The organism is uncultured Lentibacter sp., assembly GCF_937123735.1.
GTDB lineage: Bacteria > Pseudomonadota > Alphaproteobacteria > Rhodobacterales > Rhodobacteraceae > Lentibacter.
On sequence record NZ_CAKZKL010000028.1, the window covers coordinates 168,526 to 191,508 of the forward strand.

20 protein-coding genes are annotated in these 22,983 nt (G+C 61.8%); 6 read left to right on the forward strand and 14 right to left on the reverse strand.

Going from position 1 to position 22,983, the window contains the following annotated elements; all coding sequences use genetic code 11:
• Window positions 1-106: 106 nt before the first annotated feature.
• Both Q0478_RS08240 and recN read left to right on the forward strand, forming a co-directional pair.
• Window positions 107-955: an outer membrane protein assembly factor BamD gene (locus Q0478_RS08240; protein ID WP_298678183.1), complete on the forward strand. Its 849-nt coding sequence runs from the start codon at window positions 107-109 to the stop codon at window positions 953-955.
• Between the two features lie 41 nt (window positions 956-996).
• Complete coding sequence (gene recN, locus Q0478_RS08245) at window positions 997-2,643, forward strand: DNA repair protein RecN (RefSeq protein ID WP_298678185.1); 1,647 nt, start codon at window positions 997-999, stop codon at window positions 2,641-2,643.
• 10 nt (window positions 2,644-2,653) lie between these two features.
• On the opposite strand, the gene Q0478_RS08250 is transcribed toward recN, so the two are convergent.
• Window positions 2,654-4,036, reverse strand: a complete 1,383-nt coding sequence (locus Q0478_RS08250) for an FAD-linked oxidase C-terminal domain-containing protein (protein ID WP_298678188.1) — start codon at window positions 4,034-4,036, stop codon at window positions 2,654-2,656.
• A 112-nt stretch (window positions 4,037-4,148) separates the two neighbouring features.
• Here Q0478_RS08250 and Q0478_RS08255 point away from each other — a divergent pair, with 112 nt between their 5' ends.
• Window positions 4,149-5,828 carry a chloride channel protein gene (locus Q0478_RS08255; protein WP_298678191.1) on the forward strand — a complete coding sequence of 560 codons (1,680 nt, stop codon included), beginning with the start codon at window positions 4,149-4,151 and terminating at the stop codon, window positions 5,826-5,828.
• A gap of 27 nt (window positions 5,829-5,855) precedes the next feature.
• On the opposite strand, the gene Q0478_RS08260 is transcribed toward Q0478_RS08255, so the two are convergent.
• The 4 genes from Q0478_RS08260 to cobS form a co-directional block, all read right to left on the reverse strand.
• Complete coding sequence (locus tag Q0478_RS08260) at window positions 5,856-6,200, reverse strand: DUF427 domain-containing protein (protein WP_298678193.1); 345 nt, start codon at window positions 6,198-6,200, stop codon at window positions 5,856-5,858.
• A gap of 61 nt (window positions 6,201-6,261) precedes the next feature.
• Window positions 6,262-8,064: an aminopeptidase P family protein gene (locus Q0478_RS08265; protein ID WP_298678196.1), complete on the reverse strand. Its 1,803-nt coding sequence runs from the start codon at window positions 8,062-8,064 to the stop codon at window positions 6,262-6,264.
• A gap of 149 nt (window positions 8,065-8,213) precedes the next feature.
• Complete coding sequence (gene cobT / locus Q0478_RS08270; protein WP_298678199.1) at window positions 8,214-10,091, reverse strand: cobaltochelatase subunit CobT; 1,878 nt, start codon at window positions 10,089-10,091, stop codon at window positions 8,214-8,216.
• A 128-nt stretch (window positions 10,092-10,219) separates the two neighbouring features.
• Complete coding sequence (gene cobS / locus Q0478_RS08275; RefSeq protein ID WP_298678201.1) at window positions 10,220-11,206, reverse strand: cobaltochelatase subunit CobS; 987 nt, start codon at window positions 11,204-11,206, stop codon at window positions 10,220-10,222.
• A 219-nt stretch (window positions 11,207-11,425) separates the two neighbouring features.
• Between cobS and msrB the strand changes: the two genes are divergently transcribed.
• Window positions 11,426-11,893, forward strand: a complete 468-nt coding sequence (gene msrB / locus Q0478_RS08280; protein ID WP_298678204.1) for a peptide-methionine (R)-S-oxide reductase MsrB — start codon at window positions 11,426-11,428, stop codon at window positions 11,891-11,893.
• Between the two features lie 27 nt (window positions 11,894-11,920).
• Here msrB and Q0478_RS08285 read toward each other — a convergent pair whose 3' ends face one another.
• Entirely contained in the window at window positions 11,921-12,544 is a 624-nt protein-coding gene (locus Q0478_RS08285; RefSeq protein ID WP_298678207.1) for a DnaJ domain-containing protein, read from the reverse strand.
• Window positions 12,545-12,619: 75 nt separating this feature from the next.
• On the opposite strand from Q0478_RS08285, the gene Q0478_RS08290 reads away from it, so the two are divergent.
• Window positions 12,620-12,871 carry a BolA family transcriptional regulator gene (locus Q0478_RS08290; RefSeq protein WP_298678209.1) on the forward strand — a complete coding sequence of 84 codons (252 nt, stop codon included), beginning with the start codon at window positions 12,620-12,622 and terminating at the stop codon, window positions 12,869-12,871.
• A 10-nt stretch (window positions 12,872-12,881) separates the two neighbouring features.
• Here the strand turns inward: Q0478_RS08290 and Q0478_RS08295 are convergent, their stop codons facing one another.
• The 4 genes from Q0478_RS08295 to Q0478_RS08310 all read right to left on the reverse strand — a co-directional run bounded on the left by Q0478_RS08295 (window position 12,882) and on the right by Q0478_RS08310 (window position 16,652).
• Complete coding sequence (locus tag Q0478_RS08295) at window positions 12,882-13,181, reverse strand: hypothetical protein (RefSeq protein WP_298678211.1); 300 nt, start codon at window positions 13,179-13,181, stop codon at window positions 12,882-12,884.
• A gap of 96 nt (window positions 13,182-13,277) precedes the next feature.
• Window positions 13,278-13,754, reverse strand: coding sequence for a thioesterase family protein (locus Q0478_RS08300; RefSeq protein WP_298678214.1), 477 nt, complete (start codon window positions 13,752-13,754; stop codon window positions 13,278-13,280).
• A 7-nt stretch (window positions 13,755-13,761) separates the two neighbouring features.
• Window positions 13,762-15,276: an Asp-tRNA(Asn)/Glu-tRNA(Gln) amidotransferase subunit GatB gene (gene gatB, locus Q0478_RS08305; protein WP_298678216.1), complete on the reverse strand. Its 1,515-nt coding sequence runs from the start codon at window positions 15,274-15,276 to the stop codon at window positions 13,762-13,764.
• An 86-nt stretch (window positions 15,277-15,362) separates the two neighbouring features.
• Window positions 15,363-16,652, reverse strand: a complete 1,290-nt coding sequence (locus Q0478_RS08310) for a hypothetical protein (protein WP_298678219.1) — start codon at window positions 16,650-16,652, stop codon at window positions 15,363-15,365.
• A gap of 173 nt (window positions 16,653-16,825) precedes the next feature.
• Here Q0478_RS08310 and Q0478_RS08315 point away from each other — a divergent pair, with 173 nt between their 5' ends.
• Window positions 16,826-17,614, forward strand: coding sequence for a transglycosylase SLT domain-containing protein (locus Q0478_RS08315; RefSeq protein ID WP_298678221.1), 789 nt, complete (start codon window positions 16,826-16,828; stop codon window positions 17,612-17,614).
• Between the two features lie 5 nt (window positions 17,615-17,619).
• Here Q0478_RS08315 and Q0478_RS08320 read toward each other — a convergent pair whose 3' ends face one another.
• From Q0478_RS08320 to pcaD, 4 genes are all read right to left on the reverse strand, one after another.
• Window positions 17,620-18,066, reverse strand: coding sequence for a hypothetical protein (locus tag Q0478_RS08320; protein ID WP_298678224.1), 447 nt, complete (start codon window positions 18,064-18,066; stop codon window positions 17,620-17,622).
• 129 nt (window positions 18,067-18,195) lie between these two features.
• The gene (gene pepN / locus Q0478_RS08325; protein ID WP_298678227.1) at window positions 18,196-20,748 is read right to left on the reverse strand and encodes an aminopeptidase N; all 2,553 of its coding nucleotides are present in this window, start codon (window positions 20,746-20,748) and stop codon (window positions 18,196-18,198) included.
• Between the two features lie 102 nt (window positions 20,749-20,850).
• Window positions 20,851-22,182 carry a lyase family protein gene (locus Q0478_RS08330; protein ID WP_298678230.1) on the reverse strand — a complete coding sequence of 444 codons (1,332 nt, stop codon included), beginning with the start codon at window positions 22,180-22,182 and terminating at the stop codon, window positions 20,851-20,853.
• Complete coding sequence (pcaD, locus tag Q0478_RS08335) at window positions 22,182-22,970, reverse strand: 3-oxoadipate enol-lactonase (protein WP_298678233.1); 789 nt, start codon at window positions 22,968-22,970, stop codon at window positions 22,182-22,184. Before pcaD ends, Q0478_RS08330 begins: the two co-directional genes overlap by 1 nt.
• Window positions 22,971-22,983 lie beyond the last annotated feature (13 nt).

Sequence of the window (22,983 nt, forward strand, 5' to 3'; positions counted from 1 at the left end):
TTTTGGAGCCGGCGCATTAAGGCGTTTTGCCCCGGATTTTTCTATGCTAGGACAAAACCAGCGCAGGCCTTTGGCCGAGACAAAAGACGAAGGTGGGAATAGAAGCATGAAGAGCGGGCTTTCTCTGGTGAGAATTTTCGGTTTTACCCTGCTGTGTGTTTCGCTTGTGGGCTGTGGCCAGCAAGGCAAGATTGCGCGCGGGGAAGTTCCTCTGGAGACCTATTCTGCCGAGCAGATCTTTGAGCGCGGCGAATTTGAGATGAACCGCCGGCGGTTTGAGGACGGGGCCAAATATTTTGGCGAGGTCGAGCGGCTGTATCCCTATTCAAGCTGGGCCAAGCGCTCGGTGATCATGCAGGCTTATGCCTTTCACAGCGCCAAGGATTATGAGAATTCGCGCGCCGCAGCCCAGCGCTATATTGATTTTTATCCAACCGATGAAGACGCGGCCTATGCCCAATATCTGTTGGCGTTGAGCTATTATGACCAGATTGACGATGTGGGCCGTGACCAAGGGTTGACCTTTCAGGCCCTGCAAAGCCTGCGGGCCGTGATCGAGGGGTATCCTGAGAGTGAATATGCGCGCGCCTCGGTGTTGAAGTTTGATCTGGCCTTTGACCATCTTGCTGGCAAGGAGATGGAGGTTGGACGTTATTATCTCAAGCGCGACCGCTTTACTGCGGCCATCAACCGGTTCCGTGTTGTGGTGGAAGATTTCCAGACCACAACCCACACCGCCGAGGCGCTGCACCGCCTTGTGGAATCCTATCTGTCGTTGGGGCTGAGCGAGGAGGCCCAGACAGCTGCGGCTGTTTTGGGGCATAATTTCCGCAGCAGCCCGTGGTATGAAGACAGCTATGCGCTTTTGCAGGGGCAAGGTCTTGCACCGAGGTTCTTCAAGGGCAACTGGCTGGCTTCGGCCTATCGGCAGACCATCAAGGGTGACTGGCTGTGACGGGCTCTGGCCTGGGTCATGGGTGAGCAGAGAGCCGTTCTATGCTGCGTGCGCTAGATATTCGCGATATTTTGTTGATTGACCACCTTGAGTTGAGCTTTGAGGCAGGTCTGAATGTGCTGACCGGAGAAACCGGGGCAGGCAAATCTATTTTGCTGGATTCGCTGGGCTTTGTGCTGGGCTGGCGGGGCCGTGCGGAGCTTGTGCGCGCCGGGGCACAGCAAGGAGAGGTCAGCGCGGTGTTCGAGCTTCCTGAGGGTCATGCGGCCCTGACGGTGCTGGAGCAGGCGGGCATTCCGCAAAGCCGAGAGCTGATCTTGCGGCGTATCAACACGGTGGATGGGCGCAAGAGCGCTTGGGTGAATGACCGCCGCTGTTCTGGAGAGGTGCTGCGCGCCTTGTCAGAGCATCTTGTGGAGCTGCATGGTCAAAATGATGATCGGGGCCTGCTCAACCCGCGGGGGCATCGCAGTTTGCTCGATGAGTTTGCCGGGCTGGCCCCCAAGCTCGCTGAGCTGCGCGGGTTGTGGCGCGCCAAAGCCGAGGCCGCACGCGCGCTGAGCACGGCACAGGCCGCTGTGATGGCCCTGCGCGCGGAGGAAGAGTATTTGCGCTATGCGGTGGCCGAGCTTGACGCGCTGGCCCCGCAAGCTGGGGAAGACGCAGAGCTGGATGCGCGGCGCCGCCAGATGCAGAGCGCTGACAAGCTGCGCGGAGATCTGGACCGCGCCCTGAGCGGCCTGCGCGATGAGAAGGGGGCAGAGGACAGTGCGGCCAAGGCGCTGCGCTGGCTTGAGAGCGCAGGCGGTGAGGTGGGCGAGATGCTCACGGAGGCGGTGGACGCGCTGGAGCGCGGGCTCAACGAGCTGGCGTTGGCGGCGGATGGTGTGGAACAGACCCTGCGTGCGATGGAGTTCAGTCCAGCCGATCTGGAGGCCTGCGAGGAGCGGCTTTTTGCCATTCGCGGCCTGGCCCGCAAATACGAGGTTTTACCGGATGCGCTCGCGACCCATGCAGATGCATTGCGCCAAAAGCTAGAGGCAGTTGACGCCAGTGATGCGCAGCTGGGCGCTTTGGAGGCGCAGAGTGCTGCCGCCGAAGCGGCCTATCAGGCCGCAGCTGAGGCGCTGACGCAAGCGCGGCACGTGGCGGCAGCGAAGCTTGACACAGCCGTGATGGCGGAGCTGGCCCCCCTGAAGATGGAGCGCGCGGTTTTCACCACCGAAGTGAGCGCGGGCGAGGCTGGTCCGGAGGGCCAAGATGCTGTGAGCTTTGTGGTGGCCACCAATCCGGGCGCTCCGGCGGGGCCGCTGGCCAAAATCGCTTCGGGGGGTGAGTTGAGCCGCTTTTTGCTGGCGCTGAAGGTTTGCCTCACCGGTGGCAACAGCGATGTCACATTGATTTTTGACGAGATTGACCGTGGCGTGGGCGGGGCCACAGCGGATGCTGTGGGCCGTCGTTTGCGGGCCTTGGGCGAGGGCGGGCAGGTGCTCGTCGTGACCCATTCGCCGCAAGTGGCCGCCTTGGGTGAGCATCATTGGCGGGTGGAAAAAACCGTGAAAGCCGGTCAGACGCTTTCCACGGTAAAGCCACTGGACCGTCACGCCCGGGTGGATGAGGTGGCCCGGATGATTTCTGGTGACAGCATCACCGAAGAGGCGCGCGCGGCTGCGCGGGCGCTGTTATAGCGCGCGGCTGCTAGGGCGCGTTGCGCGGCGGGACCATCTTCCCGGGGTTCATGATATTTTGCGGATCAAGCGTGCGCTTGAGATCGCCCATCAAGGCCCAGGCCGCGCCGTGCTCGCGCTCCATATAAGACAGCTTGCCCATGCCGATCCCATGTTCGCCCGTCGCGGTGCCGCCCATGGTCAGCGCACGCGACACCATCTTGTCAGAGGCGGCTTTGGCGGCGCGAAGCTCTGCCGGACTGTCCGGGTCAAACAACAGGATCGCGTGGAAGTTGCCATCGCCCACATGCCCGAGGATCGGACCGGGCAGGCCGGCGGCTTGGATATCCTCCTGCGCGGCGGCCACGGCTTCGGCGAGGCGCGAGATGGGCACGCAAATATCGGTGACCAGCGCGGTTGCGCCGGGGCGGGATTGCAAGATCGACCAGTAGGCATGGTGGCGCATCCGCCAGAGGGCGGCCCGCTCTTCCGGGCGCGCAGCCCATTCAAAGTCTGTGCCGCCATGGTCTTGGGCGATGCTGCCAAAGCTCTCGGCCATATCCTCGACACTGGCTTGGGTGCCGTGAAATTCGAGCAAGAGGTGGGGGCATTCGGGCATTTTGGCTCCGGCCACGCTGTTGAACGCGGCGACTGTGGCGCTGTCGAGGATTTCGATGCGGGCCATGGAGAGATCCATCTGGATGGTGTCAATCACACAGGCGACGGCGGCGTCAACGCTGGGAAACGCGCAGGCGGCGGCGGTGATGGCCTCGGGCTGGCCATAGAGCCGTAGGGTGAGTGAGGTGATGAGGCCGAGCGTGCCCTCTGCGCCGACGAAAAGCCCGGTGAGGTCATAGCCGGCGGCAGACTTGCGGGCGGTGCTGCCGGTCTGGATGATCCGGCCATCTGCGAGCACCACCTCAAGCCCGATCACATTGTCGCGCATGGTGCCGTAGCGCACGGTGGTTGTGCCCGAGGCCCGGGTAGAGGCCATGCCTCCCAGCGTCGCGTTGGCGCCGGGATCAACGGGGAAGAACAGCCCCGTCGCGCGCAGCTCTTCGTTGAGCGCCTCGCGGGTGATGCCGGGCTCGACAATGGCGACCATATCTTCCTGTGCAACCCGGCGAATGGCGGCCATCTGGGCGAAATCGACACTCACCCCGCCGCGCGGCGCCTGGGTTTGCCCTTCCAGTGAGGTGCCTGCTCCATAGCCTATCACCGGGCAGTCTTCGGCGGCGCAAATTTTGACAATCTCGGCCACTTCATGGGTGTTGCGCGGAAAGGCCACCGCGTCGGGGGCGCTGAGGGGGAAATAGGTTTCCGAGCGCCCGTGGGCTTCCAGAACAGGCTTGGAGAGGGTGAGCCTTTCGCCTAGTAATGTGGTGAGCCGGTGAATGGCACGCGTGACGGTCATGGTTGCCCCTTGTTTGCGCAGATGTAACAAGGTTAAGCGCTTGTGAGAACCTGAGAAAGCGTAACGGGTTAATATTTTGTTAAAATGCTTCCTAAAGAGGTAACCTTTTCTCATGCCTAGGCAATTCGCAAGAGAGACCCTGCGTGAGCTGCGCGCCGAGCTGGCACGCGGGCTGCGGGTCTTGCGCGAGAGGGGGCCAAGCCAGATTCAGTTTTGGTTTATTGCCTTGGCCATCGGCCTGGCGGCTGGGCTGGCGGCGCTGCTGTTTCGCAAAGGCATTGAGGCGTTGCAAAGCTGGGCCTATGGCGCGCAAGACATTGGCCATCTTTATGGGCTGACCCGCGAGATCGAGTGGTATTGGATCTGTCTCATCCCGGTGATCGGCGGAGCGGTTGTGGGGCAAATTCTGCATCATTTCACGCCGGACGGGCGGGTCCGGGCGGTGGCGGATGTGATTGAGGGGGCGGCGCTCAAGGAGGGGCGTGTGGAGCGGCGCGCAGGGCTTGCCTCGGCGGCGGCCTCACTGATCACCCTTGGGTCGGGAGGCTCTTCGGGGCGTGAGGGCCCTGTGGTGCATCTGGCCGCGGTGATTTCCAGCTGGGTGTCAGACCGGCTGCATTCAGACGGTATCACGGGGCGAGACCTCTTGGGCTGTGCTGTTGCGGCGGCGGTATCGGCCTCGTTCAACGCCCCGATTGCGGGGGCGCTGTTTGCGCTTGAGGTGGTGCTGCGCCATTTTGCCGTTCATGCTTTTGCGCCGATTGTCATTGCCTCGGTGGCGGGCACAGTGATCAACCGGCTGGCCTTTGGTGATGTGACCGAATTCAACCTGCCCGACAGCTCGGCTCTGGCCTTTTATGTCGAGTTGCCCGCCTTTCTGTTGCTGGGGCTGCTGTGCGGCGTGGTGGCGGCACTTTTCATGCGTGCGATCTTCATTGGCGAGGATTTTGCCAATCATGTGCAGGCGGATTTCCGGATTCCGCGCGCTTTGCGGCCGGCGATTGCGGGCGGGATGCTGGGGGTGCTGGCATTGGCGTTCCCGCATATCATCGGGGTGGGCTATGAGACCACCTCGGCCGCGCTCACGGGCAAGCTGTTGTTTTGGGAAGCGGTTGTGTTTGCCCTGCTCAAGGCCATTGCGGTTGTGATCACCATGGCGGGGCGCATGGGCGGGGGGATCTTCTCGCCTTCCTTGATGATTGGGGCGCTGACGGGGTTGGCTTTTGGCACGGTGGCCACAGCAGTGTTTCCCGAAGTGTCCGGCACCAGCGCGCTCTATGCGCTGGCGGGAATGGGGGCGGTTGCGGCGGCTGTGCTGGGGGCGCCGATTTCGACCACGCTGATTGTGTTTGAGCTGACTGGCGATTGGCAAACGGCGATTGCGGTGATGGTGGCGGTGAGCATGTCCACGGCTTTGGGCTCAAGGTTGGTGGACCGCTCTTTCTTTCTGACCCAGCTTGAGCGGCGCAATGTGCATCTGGCGGCGGGGCCGCAGGCCTATTTGCTGGGGGTGTTTGCGGTGGCCAAGCTCATGCGTGCAAAAAACACCCCCGGGTGCCCTGCGGAGGCTGTGCTTTGGGAGCTTGTGGAACAGGGCATCTATGTGGATGGGCAGGCGACCCTGGAAACGGCCATGCCGCTTTTTGAGCGCACGGGCGCACAACTTTTGCCGGTGGTGAGCCTCTCGGGGGAAGACGCGCCGCCAGAGCTTTGGGGCGCGTTGATGCAAGTGGATGCGCTGAAGGCCTATAACCGCGCCCTGGCCGCGACGGCCGCCGAAGAGCACAGTTAGGCCCGCCGCCGACTATGGCCAGCGCTGTCAGACCCGTTCGACTGTGACATCCTCGGAGGTGAAAAAGGCCAGATGGCCTTTGATCCGCGCCACGGCCTCTTTGGGGGCGTCATAGCTCCAGGCGGCGTTTTCCAGTGTCTTGGATTTGGTGACGATGGAGTGATAGCTGGCATCACCCTTGTGGGGGCAGTGGCTGTGGTGGGGGCTTGCGTCTAAAAAGGCCATGGCGATATCGCTGCGGGGGAAGTAGATCACCGGGGGGTAATCCCCTTCGATCAGCTCCAGGGCGTGTTTGCTCTCGCCCAGCACGGCCCCACCGGCGCGCACAACCCAAGTGCCTGTTGCGGGGGTCAGGGTGATTTTTGGGGTCATGGCCACATCCTTTGGTTACATCGGCGCGCTTTTCATCGCGCCAAACTGTTACGATATCATGTCAAATGGGTTGCGTGGCCGCAGTTAACCACTTTTGAGCCGGTTCTGAAACCCTTGGCGCAACTTTTGCGGCGCAAGCGGCGTGATAGTGGTTGAGCCAGTCGCGCTCGCCCCGGCTCAGAGCCTCTGGCAGAATGAGCCGTCGGTCGAGCGGCACATAGGTGAGCGTGAGAAAATCAAACATCTCGCGGGCATCGGCGCCCTCCAGCGCGCAGGCCTCTTGCACAACAATCAGGTTTTCAAGCCGGATGCCAAAGGCGCCCTCACGATAGTAACCCGGCTCGTTGGAGAGGATCATACCCGCCCTGAGCGGCACCTGAGACACGCGGCTGAGGCGCTGTGGCCCTTCATGCACGCAAAGGTAGACCCCAACGCCATGGCCTGTGCCATGGTTGAAATCCTGCCCGGCCAGCCAGAGCGGATAGCGTGCAATGGCATCCAGATCGCGCCCGGCCAATCCCTTTGGAAAGCGCAGGCGGGAGATCGCGATCATCCCTTGCAAGACCCGTGTGTAGGCCTCTTTTTCGCTGTGCCCGACGGCTCCGACCGGCAAGGTGCGGGTGATGTCGGTGGTCCCGTCAAGATATTGTCCGCCGCTGTCGAGCACCAGCAACTGGCCCTCCTTGAGGGGGGCGTTTGTCTCGGTTGTCACCCGGTAGTGCATGATGGCCCCATGCGGGCCTGTGCCGGCAATGGTTTCAAAGCTGATGTCTTTGAGCGCACCGCTGGCGCGGCGTGCCTGCTCAAGGCGGGAGACCACGTCAATTTCGGTGAGGCTGCCCGGGGGCTGTTGATCATACCAGCTGAGAAATTCGACCATGGCGGCGGCATCACGCAGGTGGGCTTCTTGGGTGCCGGTGATTTCGGCGCTTGTCTTGCAGGCTTTGGGCAGCAGGCAAGGGTCTTCCCCCCATGAGAGGGTGGCGTGGCCTTCGCGCAGCTCATGGGCGAGTTTCACGGGCGCGCTGGCGCGGTCAATCCGCACCGCGCCTTGCAGCGAGTGCAGCGCGGGCAAAAATGCCGAGGGGGGCCGCAAGGTGATCTCTGGGCCCAGATGGGCGCGCAGCTGCTCATCCAGTTTTTCGGCGGCGACAAAAAGGCTGAGATTGCCGGTGTCAAACAGGATCGCAAAGCAATGTGGCACGGGATTGCGCGGGATGTCAGAGCCGCGGATGTTGAGCAGCCAGGCAATCGAATCGGGCAGAGTGAGCACGGCGGCGCTTTGCCCGAGCGCTTGCAGGCTTCGGCCGAGCCGCTTGCGCTTTGAGGCATGGCTCTCGCCGGCCAGCGCCTCCGGGTACGGGGTGATCAGCCCGCGTGGCGGTGCGGGTTGATCGGGCCAGATCTGATCGACAAGATTATCTGTGGGGCGAAACAGAAAGCCTTTGGGTTCAAGGGCTTGTTCTAGCTCCTCGATTTCCTGAGCGCTGTGCAACCACGCGTCATAGCCGATCACACCGCCCGCTGGCAGCTCGGCTTCCAGCCAAGTTTTCAAGGGGGTTTCTGGCCAAGGCACAGGGGTGTAAACCTTGAGATCTACCTGCTCTTTCACCTGGGTGCGGTAGCGCCCGTCGATAAAGACCCCCGCGCGATGGGCCAACACCGCGCAAAAGCCGGCGGACCCTGTGAAGCCGCTCACCCATGCCAAACGCTCGTCGTGGGGCGCGCAATATTCGCCCTGGTGGGCATCTGCGCGCGGGACAAGAAAACCTGCGAGGCCGTTTGCGGACATCTGCGCGCGCAGGGCGGCGAGGCGGGCTTGGCCTGTGGATGGATCGGCGCGGTTTTCGAAGGTTTGAAACATGAGCATCCCTCTGCGTTTACGGCAGGTTAGGTTGGAAAGCGGGGCATGGGAAGGGGAGAGGGTTCGAATTTTGCTGCGCAAAATCCGACTGGCGCGAGGGGGCCAGCCCCCTCGCACTCCCCCGGGATATTTCTGGCAAGAAAAAAGAGCTAGAGTGCGCGTTTGAGCCCGAGGAAGCGCGCACGCGCGCGCGGGTCGCTGTCAAAGAGTGAGGCGAGCTGTTCGGTCATTGCTCCGGCCAGTTGCTCGACATCGGTGATCGTGACGGCGCGGTTGTAATAGCGGGTGACGTCATGGCCAATCCCGATCGCGAGCAACTCGACCTGGCGCTTCTTTTCGACCATCGCGATGACATCGCGGAGGTGTTTTTCAAGATAGTTTGCCGGGTTGACCGAGAGCGTCGAATCATCCACCGGGGCGCCATCGGAGATGACCATCAAAATCTTGCGCGCTTCAGGGCGGCGGCCCATGCGGCGGTGGGCCCATTCCAGTGCTTCGCCGTCGATATTTTCCTTCAGCAGGCCCTCTTTCATCATCAGACCGAGGTTGTTGCGGGCCCGCCGCCAGGGGCTGTCGGCGCCTTTGTAGATGATGTGGCGCAGATCGTTGAGCCGCCCGGGCTGTTGGCTGCGCCCGTCAGCGAGCCATTTCTCGCGCGCCAGCCCGCCCTTCCAGGCGCGGGTGGTGAAGCCGAGGATCTCGACTTTGACCGAGCAGCGCTCCAGCGTGCGGGCCAGAACATCTGCGCAGATGGCGGCGATCGAAATAGGACGGCCGCGCATGGACCCTGAGTTGTCGATCAGAAGTGTCACCACCGTATCGCGGAACTCGGTTTCCTGCTCGACTTTGAAGCTCAGGGGCGTTGTCGGATTGGCGACCACGCGCGCCAGCCGGCCTGCGTCCAGAATGCCCTCCTCTTGATCAAATGACCAGGAGCGATTCTGCTGGGCTTGCAAGCGGCGTTGCAGTTTGTTGGCGAGGCGGCTGACCGCGCCTTTGAGCGGGTCGAGCTGTTGATCCAGATAGGCCCGCAACCGCTCAAGCTCGGCCGGCTCGGCCAGCTCTTCGGCAAGGATTTCCTCATCGTGGCTGTCATCATAGACGAGGTAATGCGGATCGGCATCAGACACAGGCTGTGGGGCGGGCGGCTCCAGAGGGGCCTCGCCATCGGGCATTTCGGCCTCGTCTCCGAGCTCCTCATCGGCCATTTCATCCATCGAAACCTGCGCCTCGGCGGCATCCTGCGTTTCTTCCTGGCTTTGCTCGGGGCTGGCCTCGGCCTCTTCATCCTGGCTGTCGTCTTGGCCTGTGCTGTCTGGCTGGTCTTCGTCCTGCTCTGCCTCTTCCGAGCTGTCTTCGCTGTCCTCATCCGGCGCGTCAGGGTCTTCACCAAGCTGGTCGCCATATCCCAGATCAGAAATGACACGGCGGGCGAACCGGGCGAAATCCTGCTGGCTTGCAAGGCGCTCGGAGACATCGGCAAGAGCCTCGCCGGCCTGCTCTTGCATAAACCCCTGCCACAACTCCATCACATTGCGCGCGCCCTCCGGAAGAGGCCGTCCCGTGGCCAGCGCCCGCACAAGATATCCGGCCGCTGTCGCCAAAGGGGCGTCGGCGCGATCACGGATCTCGGCAAAGCCGGCACGGCGTGCATCCTCTGCAATCTTGGCGTCGATATTGCCCGCTGTGCCCGGCATGTCGCGCGCGCCCATGGCCTCGCAACGGGCGGTTTCCATCGCGTCATAAATGTCGCGCGCCAGATCTCCGGCAGGGGCGTAGCGCGCATGGGTGGCCGTGTCGTGATACTTGTGGCGCAGTGCCAGCGCATCGGCGGTGCCCCGGGCGAGCAAGACCTCCTCGCGGCTCATCCGCCGACTTACCTGTGGCAAGCGCATGGTGTCGCCCGACAGCCCTGCCGGATCGACAGAATAACTCACCGTCAGCTCAGAATCATTCGCCATAACCTTGGTGGCTTCGGCGAGCGCCTTCTTGAACGGATCGGCTGGGTTGTCGGAGGGTTTGGACATCTCTCTCGTTCAGTCTTTCTTTTTGCCGAAAATATCCCGGGGGTGAGGCGTAGCCGAGGGGGCTGGCCCCCTCTGTGCGCGCGTCAGCGCGCCTTGGTCGGATCGGCGAAGCTGATCCGAAACCGCTCTCATCCCAAGCTCACGCTTGCTGCGCTCTCTGGCAGCTCTTCGTCAAACAGGCGCTGGTAGAACTCTGCCACGGTCTGGCGCTCGAGTTCGTCGCATTTGTTCAGAAAGGTAAGCCGGAAGGCATAGCCGACATCACGGAAAATTTCGGCGTTTTGAGCCCAGGCAATCACTGTGCGGGGCGACATGACGGTGGAGAGATCCCCGTTCATAAACGCTGTGCGGGTGAGGTCGGCGACCTGCACCATATGCTTCACCGTCTTGCGTCCGGCTTCGGTGTTGTAATGCGGGTTTTTGGCGAGGACGATGTTGGTCTCCGCATCAATCGACAGGTAGTTGAGCGTGGCCACAAGCGACCAACGGTCCATCTGGCCCTGGTTGATTTGCTGGGTGCCATGATAGAGGCCCGTCGTATCGCCCAGGCCCACGGTATTGGCCGTTGCAAAGAGACGGAAATAGGGGTTGGGGGTAATCACTTCGTTTTGATCAAGCAAGGTAAGCTTGCCGTCCACCTCCAGCACCCGCTGGATCACAAACATCACATCGGCGCGGCCGGCGTCATATTCGTCAAACACAATCGCCGTGGGGTTGCGCAGCGCCCAGGGCAGGATTCCCTCATGGAATTCAGTAACCTGTTTGCCGTCCACAAGTTTGATCGCATCTTTGCCGATCAGGTCGATCCGGGAGATGTGGCTGTCAAGATTGACCCGCACACAGGGCCAGTTAAGGCGGCTTGCGACCTGTTCGATATGGGTCGATTTGCCGGTGCCGTGATAGCCCTGGACCATCACGCGGCGGTTGTGGCCAAAGCCTGCAAGGATCGCAAGGGTCGTGTCTGGATCGAATTTATAGGTGCTGTCCAGCTCTGGCACACGGTCCGTGCGCTCAGCAAAGGCCGGCACGCGCATGTCTACATCAATGCCGAAGACATCGCGCACCGACACGGTTTCGGTGGGTTTCGCATTGATGTCGATCATACCGTCCGCCATGGCCAGATTCCTTCCTATCCCGATGTGTTGCAGGTGTGGTGCCTCAATTTCTGGGCAAGGGCAAGTCCAAGCCCGCAGTTTCCGGCTTTGGAATGGCAAATTGCGACAGCTGGCCCTATCGGTTTTTCTCACGCGGCCTTCACGCGAAATTGCATTTCTGTGGCCTGCTTTCGCGGCGGCAGATGTGCTAGGCTCATCGCGGGTTTGAAGGAGGACGACATGAAGAGACGTGTGTTTTTGGCGGCGGCTATGGGCGTCGGAGCCGGGCTGGCCTTGGGGCGCCGTGCCGAGGCCAAAGCCTTTGAAGTCACCCGCAGCGAAGCAGAATGGCGCGCCATGTTGACGCCCCTGCAATACAAGGTGATGCGCAAGGAAGGCACCGAACGGGCCTTCAGCTCACCGCTGGACAAGCAGTATGACGCAGGAACCTATCACTGCCGTGGCTGTGATCTGGCGGTTTACAGTTCAGAGCACAAATACGACAGCGGCACAGGTTGGCCCAGTTTCTACCAATCCTTGCCGGATGCGATTGCGACCAAGACGGATTTCAAAATCATCTACCCGCGCACGGAGTGTCACTGCCGCCGGTGTGGCAGCCATTTTGGGCATATCTTTGACGACGGCCCCGCTCCGACCGGCAAGCGCCATTGTTTGAATGGCGTGAGCCTCGTGTTTCGCGCAGCCTGAGCCTGAGCCTGAGCCGGGGTTTGAGGCTCACTTGAAGCTGCGGCTGACCTTGATCTGATCCCAGGCCCAGACGACCTCTTGCAGCTGCTCTTCCTGCGAGCGGTCGCCGCCGTTCATATCCGGGTGCAGCACTTTGATGAGTTTCTTGTAGGCTTTGCGGATTTCGGCTTTTGTCCAGTGATCCTTGGCTTCCAAAATCTCGACCGCGCGGCGCTCGGTTGGGGGCAGGCGGCGCGAGCCGCCGCCGCCTTTTCCGGGGTTCTTGGTCGCATTTGCGCCCAGAACCTGATGTGGATCCTCGATGCCCAGCCGCGCCCAAGCGCGGGCCTCGGGGTCTCCGAGGGGCTTGGTTTCGCGCTCCCAGACCTTGTCTTTGGACAGCTGGGCGTTCATTTCGGCTTCGGTTGTGCCGTCAAAGAAGTTCCATTTCAGGTTGTATTCGCGGATGTGGTCTTTGCAGAACCAGAGATATTCGTCCAGCACGTCCGGCGCACGCGGCGCGCGGTATTTTCCGGCTTCTTCACAGCCCTCATGTTCGCACTGGCGGGTCGATGTCTCGGATGCACCAGACATGCCACGGCGGCCCCGCGGGTTCTTCTTTTTTGCGGATGACACGGACATATCAAAACCGAAAGGATCTGCTTTTGGCATGGGAACTCTCTTTTCGCGACTGGCTTGGCAGTCTACTGTGTTTGCACTCAGAGGAAAGAGGAAAGAGCGCTAAAAATGAAGATGGAAGTAAAAATTCGCGAAGCCCTGGAACGCGCTTTTGAGTTTGAGAGCCTTGAGGTGATCAATGAGTCCGCTTTGCATGCGGGTCATTCTGGTGATGATGGCTCCGGGGAGAGCCATTTTCGGGTGCGCCTCAAGGCTGGCTGTTTTGCCCAGATGAGCCGGATTGCCCGCCACAGGGCCGTCCATACAGCCCTTGGCAGCCTGAGCACGCAAATTCATGCCCTGGCGCTTGAGCTGTCCTGAGGTTGCGGGCTCAGGCTGAGTCTGGGCGCTCGGGGGCGACCAGCACAGGCTCATGGCCTGCGCTGACGGCTGCGGGCGCCACCGGTGTTGCGGCGCTGCCTTGGTCTTTGCAAAAGACCAGGACACTGCGCTCAACCAGTTTTTTGCCCCGAAAGCCCGAGCGCTCCTCGCTGGGCAGGGTTTCGGCGCGCAGGAAGCGCCAGCCCTGTTTGGCTTCGCTGTTGATGAGCTCCTGAAGGGCGTGTGCAAAACGGTCTTCGGGTGTTTTGACACCCTTGGCTTTCAGCCCTTTGCGGGGAGCTGGAATCACTTTGTAATCTTGCACTGCGCGGCCCTCTTGTCGTTTGAAACTGTGGCGAGACCCTAGCAGGCAGCGGCCCGGGTTGCCATGTGCTTTTGGCCCTGCTCAGGCGTTTTGGCGCAGGCCCATAGGCCGGCCCACAAAGGCGGGGCGGGGCAGTTTGGCGTGAGCCTTGGCCATGGCGGAGAGGGTGGCAAACACATCTGCCGGAAGCGGCGCAACGCGTGGACCTGATTGGTCAATATGCAGGCAGATGCCCTCTCCCTGGGCCGAAACCCAACCGTCTTCGTGGATCAGCTCCTGGCAGAAATGCAAGGATTTTTCATTGAGCGCGAGGAGCTGGAAGCTGGCGCGCAGCCGGTCTCCCTCATGCACTTCGCGGCGATAGTGCATGTGGTATTCTGCCGAATAGGTGGTGTGGCCGGTGCGGGCGAGATAGTCGCCACCAAAGCCGATCTCGTTCCAGAGCGCATCGACGCCAAGGTCCATCAGGACGTTATAGTAGGCCATGTTGAGATGGCCGTTGAAGTCGATCCACTCGGGGCGCACGACCATGGGCTCGGAGAGAAAGGGCTGCGACATCTGCGCCTCAGCCGCCAAGCTTGGCTTGAACCAGATCGTTCACGGCCTTCGGATTGGCCTTGCCGCCCGTCGCTTTCATGACCTGGCCGACAAACCAACCTGCGAGCTTGGAGTTTTCGCGGGCCTTTTCAACCTGCGCCGGGTTGGCGGCAATGATGTCATCCAAAGCGGCTTCGATCGCGCCGGTGTCTGTCACCTGTTTCATGCCGCGGGCTTCAACGATCTCGGCCGGGTCACCGCCTTCGCTATAGACGATCTCAAACAGGTCTTTGGCGATTTTGCCGGAGATCGTATCGGCGGCGATCAAATCAATAATGCCGCCGAGCTGGGCAGGCGAAACCGGGCTTTCGCTGATATCCTTGTCGCCGTCTTTCTTGAGGCGGCCGAAAAGCTCGTTGATCACCCAGTTGGCGGCGATTTTGCCATCGCGCCCCTTGGCCACATCTTCGAAATAGCTGGCATTTTGCACCTCGGCTGTGAGCACGGAGGCGTCATATTCCGTCAAGCCATAATCAGCCATGAAGCGCGCGCGCTTGGCGTCGGGCAGCTCGGGGAGGGACGCTTTGATATCATCTACCCAGCCTTGCTCGATTTCGAGCGGCAGAAGGTCGGGATCGGGGAAATAGCGGTAGTCATGCGCTTCCTCTTTGGAGCGCATCGAACGGGTTTCGCCCTTGTCTGGGTCATAAAGGCGGGTCTCTTGCACGACGTCGCCACCTTCTTCGAGAATCTTGATCTGGCGACGCGCTTCATAGTCAATCGCTTGCTGGATGAAGCGCATGGAGTTCATGTTCTTGATCTCGCAGCGCGTGCCGAGATGGGAAAAGTCCTGCGTTTCCATATATTTTTCATATTGTCCCGCCCGGCAGACAGAGACGTTCACATCGGCGCGCAGGTTGCCGTTTTGCATGTTGCCATCACAAGTGCCGAGATAGCGCAGGATCTGGCGCAGCTTGACGACATAGGCCGCCGCCTCTTCGGGGCCGCGAATATCGGGGCGCGAGACGATCTCCATCAGCGCAACGCCTGTGCGGTTGAGGTCCACAAACGACATGTTCGGGTCCATATCGTGGATGGATTTGCCGGCGTCTTGCTCAAGGTGAATGCGCTCGACGCGCACAAGGCGGGCGACACCGGGGGCCATATCGACAAGAATTTCGCCCTCGCCCACGATGGGCTCATAGAGCTGGCTGATCTGATAGCCTTGGGGCAGGTCGGGGTAGAAATAGTTTTTGCGGTCAAATGCTGATTTGAGGTGAATTTCGGCATTCAGGCCAAGGCCCGTGCGCACCGCTTGCTCCACGCAGAATTCATTGATGACGGGGAGCATCCCGGGCATGGCAGCGTCAACAAACGCCACATTGGCGTTTGGCTCGGCCCCAAACTGGGTGGAGGCACCGGAGAACAGCTTGGCTTTTGAGCTGACCTGGGCATGGACCTCCATGCCGATTACCAGCTCCCAATCATATTTTGCACCCGCAATCACTTTGGGCTGCGGTGTTTCATAGGCCAGATCGAGCATTGCCCTCATCCTTTATACATCTGTGCAAAGTCGAGGTGCGTTTTAGGGCAGCGCAAAGGGCGGGGCAAGGGGGAGTTCGCGCTCTGTTACCCCTGCGGGAACAGGGTCAGGCCCGTCTTCCCGAATTCCAGCGTTTTGCCGTTTTGCAGATCGCGGTGAAAGTGACTGGCGATTGCGTTAAATGCGGTGTCGCGGCCCCGGCGCAAAAGTGCGCTGCGCGGCGGCAGGTGGGTGCCCGGATTGGGGCCCAGTTCGGCTTCGGCCCAGAGCAGCGGGTGCAGCTCATGCAGGCTTTCGCGCAAGATCCCGTCAAAGCAGGCGTGGATGGATTTGCGCACATCGCGCACAATGTCGGGCGCTGAGGGCGGTGTGCGCGCCGGGGACATGGTGATGCCGGTATAGGCCGCCAGAAGATTGGCGATATGCTGGTCCGGTTGCAGGTAGAGGATGTCTTTCAGCCCGTCGATGAAGAAGCTCACATCCAGGTTGCGTGCAACGCCGTGATCCACGCGCAAAGCATCCAGGAATACCCAAGTATAGCCGCCATTGCCCCAGGATGCGCTGGTGCGGGCGGCCATGCGCCGGGCTTCGAGCTCCAGCACATCATAGCTCCCAAACCAGCGGGGCAGCAGGAAATTTCCAAGGCTGCGCATGGGGGCGGTGTTGACGGGGTTGAGGTCGATCAACCGGGCGTAGGCATCGGCGATATGAAGCGCAGGCTTGGGCTTGGCCACCACCAGCGCACAATGCGCCGCCGCCAACAGCGGCGAGGCAAGGGCTGTGCGCGCAAAGCTCTCGAGGATCTCGGCGGCACGGTCAAAATGGGCCTGAAACAGCGCCAGGTTGCGCGCCGGAATTTCGTGGGACCAGTTGGAGCCCCGCCACGCCCAGCCGATGTCCATATGCGCCTGCGCCACGATGGCGGCGATGGCGTAGTCTTCCGGGAATTCGGCCAGCACATCTTCGAGCTCTTCAATGCCACTGAGCTTGGGGGTGAACCCGTCGGCAATCGCATGTTCGGTGGCCATGACGACATCTGTGCGCGCACCAAGGCTGAGCAGGTTGGCATGGGGCATTCCGCAATGGGTGGCGGCTTTTCGGTTGTCTGCCGAGCGGATCAGCCGGCTCAGCTCTTCCCAGCGCTCCTGACGGGCCAGAAATTGCCCCCGATCCTGAACCCGCACCCGTGTGCTTTCTTCTGGAGGCTCGCCGGCCATGGGAAGGTGCAAGCGGGCCTGAAGCTGCTCTGCGAGCGAGCGGGGCTCTTGCTGTGGGGGGGCTGGCTGGGGGCTGCTGCGCGTCCCGCGCCGCAAGCTTGCGCGGGCTTGTGCCGCCAGTTCTGGTATGTTCGCCAAGAGTGACATTGTGTCTTTCATCCCTAATCTGATCTCTTTTTTGCCCCGTCATTCGGGCTAAAAAGCGGCAATTAGACGAAGGATTTTGGGAAAAACCTTAATAAATAGGTTAACTGTCACCGGGGTTGAAACAATAAGCGCTCTGGGTGCGAAAAGTTTGCATAACCGCGTCGGATCGCGGTATTTGGGCAGGGATGCGTTTTGTTCTGTGGTCCAAATTCAGTCTTGTGATTCTGCTGCTGTTTGGCAGCCCTGGGGGGGCGGCTGGTGTTGAGGGCGCGGGCCCGGCATCCTTGCAGGATGCGCCGGTGCAGGGTCTTTTCCCGCCGGAACTTGGCGCCATACGACCGCAAGCCCGCAGGGCCTCCTATGAGAGCGCCGCCCAAGCGGCTCTGGCCCGGATCAGGCCCATGGCGCGGCCCTATGAGTTTGCTTTGCCACACACGCGCTGGGAGCACCGGCCCGGCCATGCCCGCTGGACAGCGACGGCCATGCGGGCTGTCCTGTCACATGGGCGCGCGCTGACCGAAACTGTTCCGGCGGATTACCGGGCCTGGTGTCCGGCCTATGCAGACAACGACAGGCTCCAGCGGGCGATGTTCTGGGTTGGGTTTATGTCGGCCTTGGCCAAACATGAAAGCACCTACCGTGCGGAGGCTGTTGGCGGGGGAGGGCTTTGGTATGGGTTGCTGCAAATTTTGCCTTCTACGGCAAAGCTTTACAACTGTCAGGCCCAGACGGGGGAAGCGCTCAAGGACGGTGGATTGAACCTGAGCTGTGCCACGCGGATCATGACCAAAACGGTGGCCCGCGACGGGATCATCCACGGGTATTTCCCTGAAAAACGTCGCAAATATCAAGGCGTCACCCAGGATTGGGGGCCCATGCATTCGCGGACCAAACGCACAGAAATGGCGGCCTGGACCCGCAAGCAGGCCTATTGTGTGACGCGCAAGAGCCTGCGGCCAAAGGCACGGCCCTGACGCGCTCAGCCGATCAAGGAAAAATGGTGCCGCTCAACCGGAATTGCGCGCGCCCGCAGAGCTTGCTCCAGCGCAAGATGTGGGGGGGTGCAGGCATGGGGCAGCCTTATTTTGCGGTTGTCCTTGAGCAGAAACGTCACCCGCACCGACAGATCCAGCCGGGTGTCAAACCGCGCCCGCAAAATCAGCCCCAGCGGCATTTCATCTTGCAGCCGCGGGGTGCTCCAGCGCAGGTTCTGCTGGTCCATCTCAAAGCGGCTTTCAGGATTTTTCCAATATTCCCAGAGGGCTGGCAGGGTAAACAGCGCCACCACCCCCACGATCACCGGGCTGAGCGCGATCCCCCAGACAAGTGCGGCCAAGAGCCCGTAGACTGCGCCCAGCGTGAGCAACGCGGCGCGTGAGCGGCCCTGTGTGACATGCACAAAGCGGGCGTCAGCTGGCGCGGGCATCCTAGCGGCTTTGCCCTGCGAGAGGCCCTGCGAGGGGTCCTGTGAGGGGCTGTATGGCCCACAGTATGGCCCGCTGTATGGCAAGCTGTATGGACAGCGATCCAGACAATGCCGCGCGCCTGTGCATGCTCACACCTCCAAAATCCGCGTCACCATCTCGGTGGTGTCGCGGCTCAGATCGGGGCTTGCCAGGATGCGCGCCAGCGCCGCCTGCGCCAAAGTGCTGCGGGCCGGGGCATAGCGCGCGCTGGTCTGAAAGGCGGCACAGAGCCGCGCGGCTGTCTGCGGGTTGAGCGCATCAAGCTTGATCAACCAGTCTGCAAGCACCCTGTAGCCCTGACCCGACGCATGGTGAAAGCCGGCGTGATTGAGCGCCAACCCGCCAAAGACCGCGCGAAACCGGTTTGGATTGCGGATCTCAAACAGCGGATGCTCTGTCAGCGTTTCGGCGAGGCTGGCGGCGGTTTGGGGCGCCGCAAGCGCCACCTGAACGCCGAACCACTTGTCCATCACCAGCCGGTCTTGCTGCCATTGCGCTTCAAAGGCGGCCAGCTCGGCGGCGGCATCTTCCTGTGCCAGCAGGGCTGTGAGCGCGGCGAGCTGTTGGGTCATGTTGTTAGCGGTGGCAAATTGCGCCCGGGCCTGAGCCCCGCCGTCCATCCGCGTCAGCAGCCCCAAAACCCGCCCGTTCAGGGCGCGCTTGCCGGCCCCCTCGGCGTCGGGCCGGTAGGGGCCTGTGACGGTGGTTTGGGCGTAGAGCTTTGGCAGGCTGTCGGCCAGGTGCTGCGCGAGGCTCTGGGCGAGTGTCTCGCAGGCCAGATAGATCGCGTCCGGATCGGGGGTCTGGCCCGCGCTGTGCAGCTCCTGGGCCAGCTCATCCTGGTTGGCGGGCCGCAGGACCAGCGCGCGAAACGCCGGATCAAGGCGCTCGTCGGACACCACTTGCGCCATGGCCTCCAGAAAGGCGCTGTCAGGTGCGCGGCCTTCTGTGAGGCTGGCCATCAGGCTTGCGCGGCGCAGGGAATCGGCGGCCTGCCATTTGTTGAACGGGTCCGTATCATGGGCCAGCAAGAAGGCCTGCTCTGACGAGCTTGTCGCGCGGGTCAGGATCACCGGAGCCGAGAAATCCCGCAGGATCGAGGGCACGGGCCGCTCGGGCAGGCCCTCAAAGTGAAAGCTCTGCGTGCCATCTGTCATTTTGAGCATCGTGGTGGGCAGGATCTCGCGGCCATCTGCCCCGAGCAACCCCACGGCGATGGGAATGACGCGCGGCGCTTTGACGGCCTCGCCCGGGGTGGGCGGCGTCTCTTGGGTAAAGGTGAGCGTGTAGCGCCCCGCCTCAAAAGCCTCACGCACAAAAAGCCGTGGGGTGCCCGCAGAGGTATACCAGAGCTTGAAGCCTGCAAGGCTTTCGCCTGTGACATCTTCAAACACCTTGAGCCAGTCTTCCAGGGTGCAGGCCTGACCATCGTGGCGCTCAAAATAGAGCGCCAGCGCCGCATCATAGGCGGTATCGCCGACGAGGCGTTTGAGCATCCCGATCAGCTCGGCCCCTTTTTCATAGACGGTGGCTGTGTAGAAATTGTTGATCTCCACAAAGCTGTCGGGACGCACGGGGTGCGCCAGCGGCCCGTTGTCTTCGCGAAACTGCCGGTTGCGCAGGTCGATCACATCGGTGATGCGCTTGACAGGGGCAGAGCGCATATCGGCGGTAAACTGGCTGTCACGGAACACGGTCAGCCCTTCTTTGAGACACAGCTGGAACCAGTCGCGGCATGTGATGCGATTGCCGGTCCAGTTGTGGAAATACTCATGGGCAATGATTGCTTCGATGCGCTCAAAGTTGTCATCGGTCGAGGTTTGCGGGCTGGCCAGCACACAGGAGGAATTGAAGATATTGAGCCCCTTGTTTTCCATGGCGCCCATGTTGAAATCATCGACAGCGACAATGTTGAACACGTCAAGATCATACTCCCGCCCATAGGCGGTTTCATCCCATGCCATTGATTTCTTGAGGGCTTCCATGCCGAAGGCGCATTTGTCTTCATCGCCTGGCCGCACCCAGATGTTGAGCGCCACGTCGCGCCCTGAGCGGGTTGTGAAACTGTCGGGGTGGTTGACGAGATCGCCGGCCACCAGCGCAAAAAGATAGGCCGGTTTGGGCCAAGGGTCGTGCCATTCGGCAAAGCCTGCGCCGCTGGCACCGGGGTTGCCGTTGCTCAAGAGCACTGGGGCCTTGCCTTCGATCCGCACGGTGAAGACACTCATCACATCGGGGCGGTCGGGGTAATAGGTGATCTTGCGAAAGCCCTCGGCCTCGCATTGGGTGCAATACATGCCGTTGGACATGTATAGCCCCTCAAGCGCGGTGTTGGCGGCGGGCCTGATACGCACCTCGCTTTCCCAGACAAAGGGGCCATCAGGCACCTCTGCGGTGAGGCCCTCTGGGGTGATCACGGGGGTGCAGGGCGCGCCGTTGATCTGGGCGCTCAGCAGTTCGAGCCCCTCGCCATGCAGAAAAAATGGCTGCGCGGGGGCATCGGGGTTGGGCACAAAGCGGATCCGGCTTTTGACCTTTGTGGCCTTTGGGTCGAGGGTGAAGGTGAGGTGGACCTCCTCCAGATGCCAGCCAAAGGCTTTGTAATCTTTGAGATAAATTCTCTCGGGCGCAGCTTGTGACATGGTGTTTCCTTATGGCTTGCTCAGAGGGTAGGCGCGCGGCCAAAGCGCTTCAAGAGCCGAATTGCGCCTGCGGTGCTTGCTCTCTGGCTGGGCCAGTGGCTCTCAGGGGAGGGCGCGCACATCGGCGGCAAAGCGGCGGGCTTCTGCGGGGGCTTCCCCGAGCTGGGCGGCTGGGGCAAAGACGGCGCTCAGATCGAGCTGCTCAAAGGCCTCGGCGGCCACGGCGCTGAGGGGGCGGCCTGTGGCCTGAGCGGTTTTGCAGAGCTCTTTTGTCTGGGCCTGTGCCTCGGGGCGGGGCATCTGTGCGGCCAGAGCGAAAGAGAGCGCCTCGGCGTAGATGAGTTCCTGGCTGCGGGCGAGATTGTCCTCCATGCGCGCGCTGTTGGCCACAAGGCCCCGGCTGAGGTGCTCAGCGTGGTGCAGGGCGGCGCCTGTGCCCAGAACAAGCTGGGGCAGGGCGAGCCATTCTGACATCCAGGCGGCACCATCGCGCTGGTGTTTGTGCACAGCCGCCCCTTGGAGCACGGAGTTAAGCGCCGTCGCATGCGCTGCCAGCGCCGTGATCGTGGCGGCGGCCACGGGGTTCTGTTTCTGGGGCATGGTGGAGGAGCTTCCCGCGCCAGTGAAGGTGACTTCGCCAAGCTCTGTCATGTTGAGCTCAGTGAGGTCGGCCCCCATCTTGGCGAGGGCATTGGCAAGGCGTGTGGCCCAGGCCGCGAGCCATGTGAGGGGGGTGCGGTCGCTGTGCCAGCTGGTGGCCGGATCGTGCAGCCCGAGTGCCTTGGCCAGCGCGGCGCGGGTGTGGGCCGCTTTCGGCCCGAGCGCGCCTGATGTGCCCGCCGCGCCGGAGAGCGACACCCAGAAGGCCTGCGCCTTATGGGCCTCAAACTCATGATAGAGCGCCAGCAGCGGGCGGCCCCAGGCGGCGTTGAGCGCGCCGAAGCTGCTGGGGGTGGCCTGTTGCCCCCAAGTGCGCCCTGCAATTACGGTTTCTGCATATTTATCAGAATTTTCCGCGATGTTGTTCAAGTGATGCTTTAGGTGAATGGAGAGGTGTTCAAAGGCCCTTTTGAGCCGCAGCATGAGGGCGGTGTCCAGAATGTCTTGCGAGGTTGCCCCCCAGTGCAGGTATTGCGCGTGCTCGGGGGCCTCGAGGGTCTTGCGCAGGGCCGCGACAAAGGCAGGAATGCACACGCCATTGGCTTGCGTTGCCTCTGCGAGCCCGCCGGGATCTACTTGTACCTCCATCGCGGCGCGGTGCAAAAAGCTGCCGCTGGCTTGTGGGATGATACCCAGGTCGCCTTGGACTTTGGCCAACGCGCCCTCCACCAGCAACAGCGCGCGCATTTCAGCGCTGTCTGTGAAGAGCGCGGCCAGCTCACCGCTGTGAAAAAGCTTGCCCAGATGCTGGCTGTCAAAAACCGAAGCGGCCATCAGATATGTCCTATGTCGTGTAAAAAACGGGTGAGGCAGGCGGCAAAGGCCGCCGGCTGTTCGACGCAGGGCAAATGTCCCGCGCGGCGCAGCAGTTCGAATTTGGACCCTGGTATCAGCGCAGCCGTTTCGCGCACCAGATCGGGAGGGGTTGAGCCATCCTCGGTGCCGGCAATGGCCAGAGTGGGCAGCCGCAGCCCGGATGTGGGGGTGATAAAATCCGTGCCGGCAATGGCCGCGCAGCAGCCGATATACCCTTCCTTTGGTTGGCGCAGCAACATGTTGCGCCAAAGCGGCAAGGATGGCCCCGCGCGGAAAGCCTTGGAAAACCAGCGCTCCAGAACAGGCTCGGCAAGCGCTGCAATGCCGCCAGCCTCCACTGCTGCCATGCGCTCCTGCCACATTTGGCGGGTGCCGATTTTGGCCGCGGTGTTGGACAGCACCAGCGCGCGCACCAGATCAAGCCGCTTGACGGCCAAGCCCTGCGCAACCATCCCGCCAATGGAGAGGCCGACAAAGACACAATCCTTCACCTCAAGATGCTCCAGCAGCGCCTCGGCGTCGCGCACCAATGTGCCCATGGAATAGGGCGCAGCCGGGCAATCAGAGAGCCCATGGCCGCGTTTGTCATAGCGGATGAGGCGCAAGCCCGCAGGCAGATGGGGCAAGACATCGTCCCAGAGCCGCAGATCGGTGCCCAGCGAGTTTGCAAAGACAACCGCTGGCCCCGTGCGGGGGCCCTGATCTTGATAGTGTAGGTTGATGTCGGCAAGCTGGGCGAGGTTCATCTTCGGGTGCTTT